We start from the raw sequence: 12,811 nt of genomic DNA, 5'->3' as shown, positions 1-12,811 counted from the left end.
TATTGATCAACATGAGCCCCGCCAGATGTGCCGGGCTTTTTGCGTTTCCGGGCGCAGGACCCCGGATCGGCTGGTGCACCGGCGGGCGGGAGCTGAGCGCCCCTCTGGGCGGCATAGGTGGCAGAGTCGGCGTAAGGAGCGACCAAAATCTCGGTATAGTATGCCGGGTTAGGGTCTGGCCGCTAAACGGAACCGGTCTGACGGCGACTGTTGCAGAGGCGTATTTCCATCTATATTTAGGAGCTTAGTGGCGGAGAGACAGGGATTCGAACCCTGGGAAGGCTTGCACCCTCAACGGTTTTCGAGACCGCCCCGTTCGACCACTCCGGCACCTCTCCGCGGGGGTCTGGTGGCGGCGTCCTAGAATGGATTGATGGGGCTCGCAAGGGGGAATGGGGGATTTTGATGCAAATTCCTTGCGGAGCATGAAATTCTGGGTTTGTGGACGCGGTGCCAGGATCCCGAGCATGGCGCTGGGACAAAGGGCCAACAGCCGGGAAAACCTACTTGACTTGGAAGGCGCATCGCCCGATAAGCCCCCATCCCGGCAGGGGCGAGCCCTGCGCGGGGATTATTCTATGACGCCATTGAGGCGCGCTGTCCAAGGTGGCCGAAAGGCCGCGAACACCCAATCGGGGACCGGCGGACGCGGAAATGTGAAGGAAAGACGGATGTTTGCGGTTCTCAAAACCGGGGGCAAGCAGTATCGGGTTCAGTCCGGCGATATGCTGCGTGTCGAAAAGCTGGCTGCCGAAGCTGGCGAAAAGGTGCAATTCAACGAGATTCTGATGCTGGGCGGTGACAGCCCCGTTGTCGGTGCGCCCATGATCGATGGCGCCTGTGTTCAGGCCGAGGTCATCGACCAGGTCAAGGGCGACAAGGTCATCCATTTCGTCAAGCGTCGCCGCAAGCACGGTTCGCAGCGCACGCGCGGCCATCGCCAGCAGCTGACGCTGCTGCGCGTGACCGATATTCTGGACAAGGGCGCGGACAAGTCGGGCGTGAAGGCCGCCATTGGTGCAGGCTCCGTCTCCGGCGCTTCTGTCGTCTCGGATGGCCGGTACGCCAAGAACAAGACTCAGCAGGCCGAGATGAAAAAGCGCGTGAGCGAAGGCCAGGCGGATGAGAAATCGGCCGAGAAAAAGGCTGAGAAGAAAGCCGCGCCCCAAAAAGCGGCCTCCAAGGGCGGCGACGACCTGAAACAGCTGTCGGGCGTTGGTCCCGCGCTGGAGAAGAAACTGCACGAGGCCGGCGTGACCAGCTTTGTGCAGATCGCGGCATGGACCGATGCGGACGTCGCCGAGATGGACGAGAAACTGTCGTTCAAGGGCCGGATTGAGCGTGAAGGCTGGGTCGACCAGGCCAAAGAACTGACCAAAGGTTAAGGAGAGACCAAATGGCACATAAAAAAGCAGGCGGTTCATCCCGTAACGGTCGCGACAGCGCGGGCCGTCGCCTTGGCGTCAAGAAATACGGCGGCGAAGCGGTCGTCCCCGGCAACATCATCATGCGCCAGCGCGGCACCAAGATGTGGCCGGGCACCGGCGTCGGACTTGGCAAGGATCACACGATCTTCGCGACGGTCGAAGGCCATGTGAAATTTCACACCGGCATAAAGGGCCGCAAGTTAATTTCGGTGACGCCCTCGCAGGACGCCGCTGAATAATCCGATGCGCCCTCGCGGGTTTGGCACAAGAAGGATCGGCGGTTCTCGCCGGTCCTTTTTGAGTTTTCGGGCGCGTTCGCGCCGCTTTTTCGACAAACTGCCGTGGAATGCTGAACATCAGCGGGCAAAAGGGAAACCTTTGTCAACTATCAGAGGTTAAATCATTGCAATCGGTCGCATCCCTTCGCGTGCGGCCATGGTAGTTGCAATCTCCCTCCTTCTCTCATCGCTTCTGGAAAGGGGCACTTAAATGACCCTCGCTCAGTCTGATCTGCCGCAGTATGGCACGCAGCCTCTTATTCCCGCCGGGGCCTATGACTTGCGTCCTGTGCGTCCTTCGGACGCAGGATTGATCGCGCTTTACACGGGCGATTTGCGAGTGGCGCAATCCACCTCCTCGATCCCGCATCCTCTGCCTCCCGGCACGACCGAGGCGTTCATCGCGCGCTGCATGGCCGAGGACCGTGTCGAGGATGCCTGGGCAATCGACGGCACCCGTGCCGGCATGGGAGAGGTTCTGGGCGTGATCAGTCTTACCCGCCTTGATATCGGCCAGTCCGAGATCGGCTATTGGGTCGCGCCGGTGTTCTGGAATTCCGGCGTTGCGTCCTCGGCCGTCGCGGCCCTGATCGCGGCTAATCCGCAGCGATGCCGCACCATTTTTGCGACCGTGCAGCAGGGCAATCCGGCCTCGGCGCGGGTTCTGACGAATTGCGGATTTGTCTATCTGGGCGACGCCGAATCCTATTGCCTCGCGCGGGGCGGCGCTGTTCCCACCTGGACCTACAGCCGAAAACTCGATTGAGGCGCGCGCGCCCTTTGCGTATGGAGGGCACAGGCGATGACCGCCCCCTAGATGCAGGAGCGATGCGATGAAATTTCTGGATCTGGCCAAGGTCTATATCCGCTCGGGCGGCGGCGGTGGCGGCTGCGTCAGCTTTCGCCGTGAGAAATATATCGAATTTGGCGGCCCTGATGGGGGCGATGGCGGCGATGGCGGCTCGGTTTATGCCGAGGCGGTGGATGGGCTGAACACGCTGATCGACTTCCGTTATCAACAGCATTTCTTTGCCAAGTCGGGCCAGCCTGGCATGGGGCGCCAGCGCACCGGCAAGGATGGCGACGATATCGTGCTGCGCGTGCCCGTAGGGACCGAGATCCTCGATGAGGATCAAGAGACAGTGATCGCCGACATGACCGAGCTGGGCCAGCGTGTCGAGCTGGCGCGCGGCGGCAATGGCGGCTTCGGGAACCTGCATTTCAAATCCTCGACCAATCAGGCTCCGCGCCGCGCCAATCCGGGGCAGGAGGGCGTCGAGCGCACCATCTGGCTACGGCTGAAGCTGATTGCCGATGTTGGCCTGCTGGGCCTGCCCAACGCCGGCAAATCAACATTTTTGGCAGCCACCTCAAACGCACGGCCCAAGATCGCGGAATACCCCTTTACCACGCTCCACCCCAATCTGGGCGTCGTAGGCGTCGATAACGTGGAATTCGTTGTGGCCGATATTCCGGGTCTGATTGACGGCGCAAGTGAGGGAAGGGGTCTGGGCGATCTTTTCCTCGGCCATGTCGAGCGCTGCGCGATCCTCTTGCACCTTGTAGACGGAACGTCGCAGACGGTGGCCGAAGATTACCAGACCATCATCACCGAAATCGAGGCCTATGACGGCCCGCTGGCCTCCAAGCCGCGCCTGACGGTTCTCAACAAGATCGACGCGCTGGACGAGAACGCGCTGGCCGAGGCCAAGACCGCGCTGGAAGAGGCAAGCGGCGGACCAGTCATGACCATGTCGGGCGTTTCGGGCGACGGTGTGACGGACGTGCTGCGCGCCCTGCGCAGCGAGATTGACGATGACCGGCTGCGGCACCGCAAGGCCGGTGAAGACGAGCCCGCACCGTGGCAACCCTGAGTGAGGCGCGGCGCCTTGTCGTCAAGATCGGCTCGAGCCTTTTGGTCGATCGCGGGGCTGGCACGCTGCGGGCCGACTGGCTGGAGGGGCTTTGCGATGACGTGGCGCGGCTGCGCGCGCGCGGCACCGATGTGGTGCTGGTCTCGTCCGGCTCCATCGCGCTGGGGCGCCGGACGCTGAACCTTCCCTCGGGGGCCCTGACGCTGGAGCAAAGCCAGGCCGCTGCCGCCGTGGGGCAGATCCGGCTGGCAGGCGCCTACGAGGCGGCTTTGGCCGCGCGCGGACTGACCGCCGCGCAGGTTCTGGTGACACTGGAGGATAGCGCGGATCGGCGGCGCTATCTCAACACGCGCGCGACGCTCGAGCAGCTATTGCGCCTTGGCGCGGTGCCCATCGTCAACGAGAATGACACCGTCGCCACGGATGAGATCCGATATGGTGACAATGACCGACTGGCGGCGCAGGTGGCCGTGACGGCGGGCGCGGACCAGCTGGTACTGCTCAGCGATGTGGATGGGTTTTATTCCGGCAATCCCGGCCTCGACAGCGCCGCGCGCCGGTTCGACATCATCGACACGATCACGCCCGATATCGAGGCGATGGCCGGCGATCCCGTCTCGGGGCTTAGCAAGGGCGGGATGAAGACCAAGTTGATGGCCGCCCGCGCGGCGATGGCTGCGGGCTGCGACATGGCGATCACCCAAGGCGACGTGCTATGCCCGCTTGCCGCGCTGGAGGCGGGGGCGAATGCGACATGGTTCACCGCGCAGGGCACCCCGCAGCAGCGGCGCAAGGCATGGATCGGCGCGATGAAGGCCAAGGGCCGCCTGACCATCGATACGGGTGCGGTCCGTGCGATCACGCGTGGTAGTAGTTTGCTGCCTGCCGGCGTCACGCATGTCTCTGGCACGTTCGGGCGCGGTGATCCTGTTGATATCATTGATCAAAATGGCGCGCTTCTGGGCCTTGGCCTGACGCGCTATGACGCGGCGGACACGGTCCGGATAATGGGCCTGCGCTCGGATGCCATCGAGGCCGTTCTGGGCTATCCTGCGCGGGCTGCGCTGATTCACCGCGACGACATGGCGTTCTGATACCACCGGTGACGCGGCCCCATACGGAAACCGGCAAGGAGCCGATGCATGGCTGAGACCGAAGACATTCCCGCCCTCATGGCCCGTATCGGCGCCTGCGCCCGCGCTGCCGCGACCGAGTTGGCGGTGACCAGCTCCGACCGCAAGGACATGGCGCTGCGCAGCGCCGCCGATGCCGTCTGGGCGCGCCGCGCGGCGATCATCGAATCGAACGCCAAGGATGTGGCCGCCGCCCGCGACAAGGGGCTAAGCGATGCGATGATGGATCGCCTGATGCTGGATGAGGGCCGCATTCGCGCCATCGCCGACGGGCTGCGCGCCGTCGCCGATCAGATCGATCCGGTGGGCGAGGTTCTGGCCGAGTGGAGCCAGCCCAGCGGCATTCACATTCGCCGTGTGCGTACGCCCCTTGGCGTTGTCGGTGTGATCTATGAAAGCCGCCCCAACGTGACGGCGGATGCCGGCGCGCTCTGCCTCAAGGCCGGGAATGCCTGCATCCTGCGCGGCGGCTCCGAGAGCTACCACAGCAGCCGCGCGATCCATGCCTGCCTCAAGCAGGGTCTGCGCGAGGCCGGATTGCCCGAGGAGGCGATTCAGCTGGTGCCGACGCGCGACCGCGCCGCCGTGCGCGAAATGCTGACGATGACCGACAGCATCGACGTGATCGTGCCGCGCGGCGGCAAGGAACTGGTCGGCCTTGTGCAGCGCGAGGCGCGCGTGCCGGTCTTCGCGCATCTGGAGGGGATCGTGCATGTTTATGTCGATGCCTCGGCGGATGCGGAAAAGGCGATGCGCGTCGTGCTCAACTCCAAGACGCGGCGCACGGGGATCTGCGGCGCGGCGGAATGCCTTCTGATCCACCGCGATCTGCTGGGCGGGCTGGGCAATGACCTGGTGCGCGCGCTGATCGAGGCGGGCGTCGAGGTGCGCGCCGACGAGGCGCTTAGTGCCATCGAGGGCACCGTCCGCGCAAGCGAGGATGACTGGGGGCATGAGTATCTGGACCGCATCATCGCCGCGCGTGTTGTGGGTGATCTGGGCCTCGCCATCGGGCATATTGAGGAATACGGCTCGCACCACACCGATTGCATCATCAGCGAAGATCCCGCCGCCGTGCAGGCCTTCTTCTCGCAGGTCGACAGCGCGATTCTGATGCATAACAGCTCGACCCAGTTCGCCGATGGCGGTGAGTTCGGCATGGGGGCAGAGATCGGCATCGCCACGGGCAAGCTTCATGCGCGCGGGCCGGTGGGCGCGGCGCAGCTGACCAGCTTCAAGTATCTGGTGACAGGCGACGGGACCGTGCGCGCCTAGAAGCCGAGGGAGACGGCGCCGTTCAGTTGAACATCCGCGCGGCGTCCCAGTTCGGCCAGAAGGCCCGGCAACAGGGCAAATTGCACCTGCGCGGCGGGCAGATCGTCCAGATCGCGCCCCTCGGGTGCGGTCAGCCAGGCCCAATGCTCGGCATCCGGCTCGCAGCGGGCCCCGGTCGCGATCATGCGCAGCGCCTCTGCATCCCCCTCGACCCGGACGGTGCCACCGAAGGGAATGGCCTGCTCTGCGCAGAGAATCCCGAGAAACGCGGCCTGCGCCATCTTGCGCGGCAGCGCGCCCGCCACCCTCCAATCGCAGGTGGTTTTGGCGGTGTAGACACCGTCGATCACGCTGCGCATTTCGCGCTCGGACATGCTCTGCCCATCGGACGACAGGCCGAAGGCCACACGGAAAAAGCGCAGCCGCGCATTGGCGTGGGCCGCGCTGTCGGCGACCAGCGCCATTTCAGGTCCGTCCGGCACCCCGGCCAGCCCCATCAGTTCCAAGCCGTTGGAAATCGCACCCACCGGGCTGATCAGGTCATGGCAGATACGCGAGCCTATCAGCGCGCCGAGATTGCGGTTAGGCTGGGTCATATGGATCCTTTCAACACGGGCGCACCGATGAGCGATTTTGCAGCATTTCTGGAACCGGGCATGCGCGTCGAGCTGCCCAGCCAGCCTGATTGGGGCGTCGGGCAGGTGCAATCGAATGTGGGGGGCAAGGTCACGGTGAATTTTCCCGATGCCGGTAAGGTGGTGATTGATAGCAGCCGCGTCATGCTGCTGCCGGTCATTGATCCGCTATGATGGTTACCAAATGATTAACCGGGGTCCATGATTACCCGGTCTCAGGCGCCTTGCAACCTTGACGTGTGAGGACGAGGCGCCGGAGGCCGTGCAATTCTTGCTTTTGCCCGCCCAGACCCATAGAACCGTTCAACACCCAGTGCCGAGGCCCCATGCAATCTGCCGCGACCCGACGCTCCATACCCAGACCCGATTTTGAGCTGCGACTTGCCAAGGGCGCGTCCGATCTGCGCGCGGCGCAGCAGCTGCGCTATCGCGTGTTCGTAGAAGAGCTGGGCGGCGGCGGCGCGATGGTCGATCACGAGGCTGCGCTCGAAATGGATGCGTTCGACCAGTGGGTCGATCACCTGCTCCTGATTGATCACGCCTTGCCGGGGGCCGAAGGCGAGCAAGTGGTTGGCGTCTATCGCCTTTTGCGGGCCGATCAGGCGGCGCGGGCCGGCCGGTTCTATTCCGAGGCCGAGTATGATCTGACCGCGCTGCGCAAGTCAGGCCGAAATCTACTGGAGTTGGGCCGCTCCTGCGTCGATGCGCGCTATCGCGGCGGTCAGGCGCTGTTGCATCTGTGGCAAGGATTGGCATGCTATGTCGCCGATCATGGTATCGAGGTGCTGTTCGGTGTCGCCAGCTTTCACGGGACCGACCCTGAGCCGCTGGCTGCGCCGCTTTCGCTGTTGCATCATCGCTATCTCGCTCCGCCCGAGCTGCGGGCCCGGTCGCTGGTCTATCAGCCGATGGACCTGATCGCGCCGGAGGCACTGGACCGGCGCGCGGCGATGCTGCAGGTGCCGCCGCTGATCAAGGCGTATCTGCGCCTTGGCGGACATGTAGGTGCCGGTGCGTTCATCGACCATGCGTTCAACACCGTGGATGTTTGCCTGACGATGGACACTGCCCGCCTCAGCGCCAGCCACCGGGCACTCTACACCGGCGCGCGCGGATGAGCGTGCCGGACTGGCCGCGCCCGGATATTCCGCCCCAGCCGCCAGAGGGGCTTGGCGGACGGCTACGCGTGGCATGGCGCATGGCGCTGATGATCGTCGTTCTGGCGGTATTGTTGCCAGTCCTGCTACTTATCCGGCTATCTGAAAGGCCTTTATACGGTCAGGGCCGCCCCGTCTCACCCTTCATCGTGCAGGGGTTTTTCCGGGCCTGCCTCTTTATTTTGCAGATCAGGGTCGATCTGCGCGGAACACCGATGACGCTGCCGGGCGCGGTGGTCGGCAACCACGCGTCTTGGCTGGATATCTTCGTGTTGAATGCGCGGCACCGCGTCTATTTTATCTCGAAATCCGAAGTCGCCGGATGGCCCGTTATCGGCTTTCTGGCGCGGGCGGCGGGCACGCTCTTTATCCGGCGCGACGCGCGCGAGGCGCAGGCGCAGACGATGGCGTTGGAGGCACGGTTGAGCGACGGGCATCCGCTTTTGTTCTTTCCCGAAGGTACCTCGACCGATGGCCTGCGCGTGCTGCCGTTCAAGGCGACGCTGTTTCAGGCCTTCTTTGCCCCTGGCCTGCGCGAGGCGGCGTATATCCAGCCGGTCACGGTGATCTACGATGCGCCCGAAGGGGCGGACCCTGCTTTTTATGGTTGGTTCGGCGACATGGATTTCGCCCCTCACTTCGCCGCCGTATTGGCGGCGCGGCGGGGCGCTGCACGGCTGATCTATCACGAGCCGCTTCGGGTGGCCGGCTTTGCCGGGCGCAAGGCACTGGCCGAGGCGGCCGAGCGTGCTGTGCGGTCTGCCATGCCGGAGGGGCAGCGGGGCTAGTCGCCGATCTTAGCGTATCGCGCGGACAAGCTGCGCGAGTGCACCCGCGGGATCGTCCTGCGACCAGATTTCATCGCCAATGCCGAAGAAATCCGTCATCCCTGCCAAGTCCGCGACGCGCGCGGCATCGAGTGCGCCCTCAGCAACGACGGGGATCTCGATCATCTCGGACCACCACTGAAAAAGCTCGCTTTCGGCCTGCGCGCCATCGCCAAGCGCGCTGGAGCCCGCAGGGCCGAAGGAGACGTAATCGGCGCCGGCCTCGCCCGCGCTCATCCCCTCATGCCGCGATTGCGCGCAATAGGCCCCCACGATGGCATCCGCCCCCAGCGCCTTGCGCGCCTTGCGCACCGAGCGCGCGCCGTCGGTCAGGTGCACGCCGTCGAGGCCCAGACGTTCGGCCAGCGCGATATGGGTTTGCAGGACGACCGCGACATCGCGCGTATGGGCGATCTCGCGGCAGGCATCGGCGGCGCGCGATATGCGATCCTCGTCATGGGTCGAGAGCGCAAGGCGCAGGCAGGCCACCTCATGCGCATCGAGCACCGCGGCAAGCTGTTCCGAAAACTGGCTCAGCTCGAATTCCGGCGGGGTGATCAGGTAGATCTGCGGCTGCTCTTGGTCGCTCATTGCGCGCTCCTTGGTCTTGCTTGGCCTCGCATATAGCGCAGGTGTTCGGGCGGCGCCACAGGTGGTATGAGGCAGGCGCTCTCCGCGCGCGAGTATTTGCACCAGGATGAAGTGCCGGGTCTTTCCAAGCCTGGAGCAGAGAGGTATCAGGCGCGCGAGCGAGAGGAGCTTTCATGCCGACAGACACCCCACAGCCCACCTTCGTGCTGGTCCGCCCGCAAATGGGTGAGAATATCGGTGCGGCTGCGCGGGCGATGTGGAATTTCGGACTGGACCGGATGCGCATTGTCGCACCGCGCGATGGCTGGCCCAACCCCGCGGCCCGCGCGATGGCCAGCGGGGCGGGGCGCCTTCTGGATGAGGCTCAGCTGACCCGCGATCTGCCTGCTGCGCTGAGCGATTGCCACTATGTCTATGCCACCACAGCGCGCGGGCGCGAATTGACCAAGCCGGTGCTGAGTCCCGAAGAGGCGATGCAGGATGCCGCGCGCCGCATCGCCGACGGGCAGAAGGTGGCCGTGATGTTCGGCCCCGAGCGGGCTGGCCTCGAAAATGACGATGTGGTGCGGGCAAGCGCCATCATCACTGTGCCGGTCAACCCCGAGTTTCCCAGCCTCAATCTGGCGCAATGCATTCTGCTGACCGCCTATGAGTGGCGCCGGGCGGCGGGTGCCGTGCCCGAGGGCCATGTGCACATGCACAACACCCAGTGGGCCAGCCAGACCGAGATCGAGGCGTTGGCCGCGCATTACGATGAGCGCATGGAGGAGGCCGGCTTTTTCTATCCTGCGCACAAGGCCGCGAACATGCGCCAGACGCTTCGCAACTTCTGGTCCCGGATGCCGCTGACGCAGGCCGATACGCGGCTTTTGCACGGGATCCTGCGTCAGATGGTCCGCTGGAAGGATCGCGGCGGTGGCGGCGCTTGAAGGGGCATGGCCTGCGCACTACTCTGCAACCCGAATTGAATTCATGAGGAGCGCCCGAAATGGCTGAAAAGCGCAGCATTTTTCAGGATGTCGAGACGACCGGCCCGGTGCGTACCCAGCCGCGCGGCGGTATGATCGACGAGGGGCGGCGCGGGGCGCGGCGCGGGATCCGGCTGTGGCTAATGGCGCTCTTTGCGTTGGTCGTTGTGATGATCGCCGTGGGCGGTCTGACCCGGTTGACCGATAGCGGCCTTTCGATCACCGAATGGCGGCCTCTGACCGGGGCTATCCCACCGCTCAGCGCCGCCGACTGGGAGGCTGAATTCCAGCGCTATCAGGCGATACCGGAATTTCAGGTGCAGAACAGCTGGATGAGCCTTGAGGATTTCAAGGTAATCTATTGGTGGGAATGGGGCCACCGGCAGCTGGGCCGCGTGATCGGTCTGATCTGGGCCGTCGGGTTTTTTGGCTTTCTGGCCGCGCGGCAGATCCCGGCGGGCTGGACCCGGCGCCTGTTGCTGCTGGGCGTGCTGGGCGGCGCGCAGGGGGCTGTGGGATGGTGGATGGTGCATTCGGGCCTTGGAGGCGACCGGACGGATGTGGCCTCTTACCGCCTTGCCACGCATCTTGGCTTGGCCTTCGTCATCCTTGGCTACATCACTTGGTACGTCATGCTCTTGTCGCGGCCCGAGCGCGAGATCTTGCAAGCCCGGCGGGCGCGCGAGGCGCGGCTTTTCGGGCTTGGCACGGGCTGGATGCATTTCACCTTTCTGCAAATACTCATCGGCGCTTTGGTCGCTGGTATCGATGCCGGTCGAAGCTATACAGAATGGCCGCTGATGGCGGGCGCGCTCTGGCCGCCGCAGATGATGGTGATCGAGCCATGGTGGCGCAATTTCTTTGAGAACCCGGGAACGGTTCAGTTCATTCACCGCGTGGTCGGCTACGCCTTGCTGGCATTCTCGGTGATGGTGCTGCTGCGTGGGCGGCGCAGCGCGCATGTTGCAACACGGCACGCATTTCTACTGGCGTTCGGGGCGGTACTCGCACAGATTGCACTTGGGATCGTAACGGTTGTATTGGGGGCCCCATGGCAGGTGGCGATCCTGCACCAATTCCTGGCGGTGATCGTCTGGGTGACGATCATTCGGGCCCGGTTTCATGCCGGGTATCCGCTGGCACAATCTGTACGAGGAAAATGAAATGGGCGCCTTTGACGATCTGATGGCCTATCAGCGCCAGACCGAGGCGTTGGCCCAGATTGCCGGCCGCCTCAGTTGGGACCGCGAGACGATGATGCCGCGGGGCGCTGCCGCGCAGCGGTCCGAAGAGGCGGGCGCGCTGAGCGAGGTGCTGCATGCACGCCGAACCGATCCGCGCATCGGCGATTGGCTGGAAGGGGCCGAGGGCGAGGATCTATGCCAGGTAGGGCGCGCGCAGCTGCGACATATCCGGCGCAGCTACGAGCGCACGCAGCGTGTGCCCGCGCGTCTGGCCACTGCCATCGCCAAGTTCATCGCGCTCAGCCAAGGCCGCTGGGCCGAGGCGCGCGAAGCGAATGATTTCGCCGCTTTCGCGCCGATCCTGACCGAGGTCGTCGAGCTGCGGCGCGAGGAGGGTGCGGCTCTGGCGGATGGCGGCGATATCTATGACGCGATGCTCGACGATTACGAGCCAGGCGCAAAGGCCGCCGATCTGGACGCGATGTTCGGCGCGCTGCGCCCCGGCCTGATTGCGCTACGCGAGACAGCGCTCAACGGCGCGGCGGCGCCCAAGGTGACGGGCCGGTTCGACGTGCCCGCACAGATGGAGTTGACGCACCGGCTGGCCAAGGTCTGCGGCTATGACATGTCGCGCGGACGCATCGACAAGGCGGTGCATCCGTTCTCCAGCGGATCGGGTGACGATGTGCGCATCACCACACGCACCAGCGATGACGAGCCGTTCAACTGCGTCTACTCGACGATGCACGAGGCGGGCCATGCGATTTACGAGCAGTCGATTGATCCTTCCTATGCGCTGACCCCTCTTGGCGCGGGCGTGTCGATGGGCGTGCATGAAAGCCAGAGCCGCATCGTTGAAAACCAACTGGGCCGCAGCCGCGCCTTTACCGGGTGGCTCTATTCTCAGCTGCGCGAGACGTTCGGCGATTTCGGCATCGACGGCCCCGACGCATTCTATGCCGCCGCCAACAGCCTGCATCGCGGCTATATCCGCACCGAGGCAGACGAGGTGCAGTATAATCTGCATATCCTGATGCGTTTTGATCTGGAGCGCGCGCTGGTCTCGGGCGATCTGGCGCCTGCCGATCTGGAGGAGGCGTGGAACGCGCGGTTCTTGCGCGATTTCGGCTATGAAGTGCCGCGCGCCTCGCTGGGATGCCTTCAGGATGTGCATTGGTCGTGCGGTCTCTTCGGCTATTTCCCGACCTATTCGCTGGGCAATGTCTATGCAGGATGCCTTGCCCAGACGCTGCGCAACGCGGTTCCGGATCTTGACGATCAGTTGGCGCAGGGCGATATGAGCGCCGCGATGGGCTGGCTGCGCGAGAATGTGCAGCAGCATGGCGGGCTTTATACACCGCGCGAGTTGATCACACGCGCCTGCGGGGCCGAACCATCCGAGGAGCCATTGATGGGCTATCTTCAGGAAAAATTCGGCGAACTTTATCCTGCGTATTAGCGC

General features: G+C 64.3%; 14 protein-coding genes and 1 tRNA gene. 12 read left to right on the top strand and 3 right to left on the bottom strand.

Annotated elements, in window-relative coordinates; all coding sequences use genetic code 11:
* Positions 1-248 precede the first annotated feature (248 nt).
* Positions 249-338 (bottom strand) — tRNA-Ser (locus ACEWPM_RS05035).
* A gap of 333 nt (positions 339-671) precedes the next feature.
* Here ACEWPM_RS05035 and ACEWPM_RS05030 point away from each other — a divergent pair.
* From ACEWPM_RS05030 to ACEWPM_RS05005, 6 genes are all read left to right on the top strand, one after another.
* On the top strand, positions 672-1,385 hold the full coding sequence (locus ACEWPM_RS05030) for a 50S ribosomal protein L21 (RefSeq protein WP_393963233.1): 714 nt from the start codon (positions 672-674) through the stop codon (positions 1,383-1,385).
* Between the two features lie 11 nt (positions 1,386-1,396).
* Positions 1,397-1,666: a 50S ribosomal protein L27 gene (gene rpmA, locus ACEWPM_RS05025; RefSeq protein ID WP_393963234.1), complete on the top strand. Its 270-nt coding sequence runs from the start codon at positions 1,397-1,399 to the stop codon at positions 1,664-1,666.
* Positions 1,667-1,916: 250 nt separating this feature from the next.
* The gene (locus ACEWPM_RS05020) at positions 1,917-2,471 is read left to right on the top strand and encodes a GNAT family N-acetyltransferase (protein WP_393963235.1); all 555 of its coding nucleotides are present in this window, start codon (positions 1,917-1,919) and stop codon (positions 2,469-2,471) included.
* A 67-nt stretch (positions 2,472-2,538) separates the two neighbouring features.
* Positions 2,539-3,579 carry a GTPase ObgE gene (obgE, locus tag ACEWPM_RS05015; protein ID WP_393963236.1) on the top strand — a complete coding sequence of 347 codons (1,041 nt, stop codon included), beginning with the start codon at positions 2,539-2,541 and terminating at the stop codon, positions 3,577-3,579.
* Positions 3,567-4,673, top strand: coding sequence for a glutamate 5-kinase (gene proB / locus ACEWPM_RS05010; protein WP_393963237.1), 1,107 nt, complete (start codon positions 3,567-3,569; stop codon positions 4,671-4,673). The genes obgE and proB overlap by 13 nt, the downstream gene beginning before the upstream one ends.
* A gap of 48 nt (positions 4,674-4,721) precedes the next feature.
* Positions 4,722-5,987, top strand: coding sequence for a glutamate-5-semialdehyde dehydrogenase (locus tag ACEWPM_RS05005; protein WP_393963238.1), 1,266 nt, complete (start codon positions 4,722-4,724; stop codon positions 5,985-5,987).
* Here ACEWPM_RS05005 and ACEWPM_RS05000 read toward each other — a convergent pair.
* Positions 5,984-6,583 (bottom strand): histidine phosphotransferase family protein, encoded by a 600-nt coding sequence (locus ACEWPM_RS05000; RefSeq protein ID WP_393963239.1) that lies wholly within the window; start codon positions 6,581-6,583, stop codon positions 5,984-5,986. The two genes, ACEWPM_RS05005 and ACEWPM_RS05000, sit on opposite strands and share 4 nt — an antisense overlap.
* A gap of 27 nt (positions 6,584-6,610) precedes the next feature.
* Between ACEWPM_RS05000 and ACEWPM_RS04995 the strand changes: the two genes are divergently transcribed.
* From ACEWPM_RS04995 to olsA, 3 genes are all read left to right on the top strand, one after another.
* A complete protein-coding gene (locus tag ACEWPM_RS04995) occupies positions 6,611-6,796 on the top strand; it encodes a DUF3553 domain-containing protein (protein ID WP_393963240.1) in 186 nt (61 codons plus the stop codon).
* A gap of 152 nt (positions 6,797-6,948) precedes the next feature.
* Positions 6,949-7,740 (top strand): L-ornithine N(alpha)-acyltransferase, encoded by a 792-nt coding sequence (gene olsB, locus ACEWPM_RS04990; protein ID WP_393963241.1) that lies wholly within the window; start codon positions 6,949-6,951, stop codon positions 7,738-7,740.
* 2 nt (positions 7,741-7,742) lie between these two features.
* Positions 7,743-8,567: a lyso-ornithine lipid O-acyltransferase gene (gene olsA, locus ACEWPM_RS04985; RefSeq protein ID WP_393963284.1), complete on the top strand. Its 825-nt coding sequence runs from the start codon at positions 7,743-7,745 to the stop codon at positions 8,565-8,567.
* Between the two features lie 9 nt (positions 8,568-8,576).
* Here the strand turns inward: olsA and ACEWPM_RS04980 are convergent, their stop codons facing one another.
* On the bottom strand, positions 8,577-9,197 hold the full coding sequence (locus ACEWPM_RS04980; RefSeq protein WP_393963242.1) for a thiamine phosphate synthase: 621 nt from the start codon (positions 9,195-9,197) through the stop codon (positions 8,577-8,579).
* 173 nt (positions 9,198-9,370) lie between these two features.
* Between ACEWPM_RS04980 and ACEWPM_RS04975 the strand changes: the two genes are divergently transcribed.
* Genes ACEWPM_RS04975 through ACEWPM_RS04965 form a run of 3 tightly spaced genes read left to right on the top strand, consistent with a single transcriptional unit; the run spans position 9,371 to position 12,808 of the window.
* On the top strand, positions 9,371-10,126 hold the full coding sequence (locus tag ACEWPM_RS04975; RefSeq protein ID WP_393963243.1) for an RNA methyltransferase: 756 nt from the start codon (positions 9,371-9,373) through the stop codon (positions 10,124-10,126).
* Positions 10,127-10,185: 59 nt separating this feature from the next.
* Positions 10,186-11,328, top strand: coding sequence for a heme A synthase (ctaA, locus tag ACEWPM_RS04970; RefSeq protein ID WP_393963244.1), 1,143 nt, complete (start codon positions 10,186-10,188; stop codon positions 11,326-11,328).
* Position 11,329: 1 nt separating this feature from the next.
* The gene (locus ACEWPM_RS04965) at positions 11,330-12,808 is read left to right on the top strand and encodes a carboxypeptidase M32 (RefSeq protein WP_393963245.1); all 1,479 of its coding nucleotides are present in this window, start codon (positions 11,330-11,332) and stop codon (positions 12,806-12,808) included.
* The last annotated feature ends 3 nt before the right edge of the window (positions 12,809-12,811 follow it).

The organism is Roseovarius maritimus, from assembly GCF_043355895.2.
Classification (GTDB): Bacteria; Pseudomonadota; Alphaproteobacteria; order Rhodobacterales; family Rhodobacteraceae; genus Roseovarius; species Roseovarius maritimus.
The sequence above is the reverse complement of the archived record's forward strand: the minus strand, read 5'-3'. Positions and strand labels throughout refer to the sequence as shown.

Coding starts and splice junctions, on each gene's coding strand:
- ACEWPM_RS05020 (WP_393963235.1), top strand. CDS start 1,917: ATGACCCTCGCTCAGTCTGATCTGCCGCAGTATGGCACGCAGCCTCTT.
- ACEWPM_RS05030 (WP_393963233.1), top strand. CDS start 672: ATGTTTGCGGTTCTCAAAACCGGGGGCAAGCAGTATCGGGTTCAGTCC.
- ACEWPM_RS04995 (WP_393963240.1), top strand. CDS start 6,611: ATGAGCGATTTTGCAGCATTTCTGGAACCGGGCATGCGCGTCGAGCTG.
- ACEWPM_RS04975 (WP_393963243.1), top strand. CDS start 9,371: ATGCCGACAGACACCCCACAGCCCACCTTCGTGCTGGTCCGCCCGCAA.
- ctaA (WP_393963244.1), top strand. CDS start 10,186: ATGGCTGAAAAGCGCAGCATTTTTCAGGATGTCGAGACGACCGGCCCG.
- rpmA (WP_393963234.1), top strand. CDS start 1,397: ATGGCACATAAAAAAGCAGGCGGTTCATCCCGTAACGGTCGCGACAGC.
- ACEWPM_RS04980 (WP_393963242.1), bottom strand. CDS start 9,197: ATGAGCGACCAAGAGCAGCCGCAGATCTACCTGATCACCCCGCCGGAA.
- obgE (WP_393963236.1), top strand. CDS start 2,539: ATGAAATTTCTGGATCTGGCCAAGGTCTATATCCGCTCGGGCGGCGGC.
- ACEWPM_RS04965 (WP_393963245.1), top strand. CDS start 11,330: ATGGGCGCCTTTGACGATCTGATGGCCTATCAGCGCCAGACCGAGGCG.
- ACEWPM_RS05005 (WP_393963238.1), top strand. CDS start 4,722: ATGGCTGAGACCGAAGACATTCCCGCCCTCATGGCCCGTATCGGCGCC.
- ACEWPM_RS05000 (WP_393963239.1), bottom strand. CDS start 6,583: ATGACCCAGCCTAACCGCAATCTCGGCGCGCTGATAGGCTCGCGTATC.
- olsB (WP_393963241.1), top strand. CDS start 6,949: ATGCAATCTGCCGCGACCCGACGCTCCATACCCAGACCCGATTTTGAG.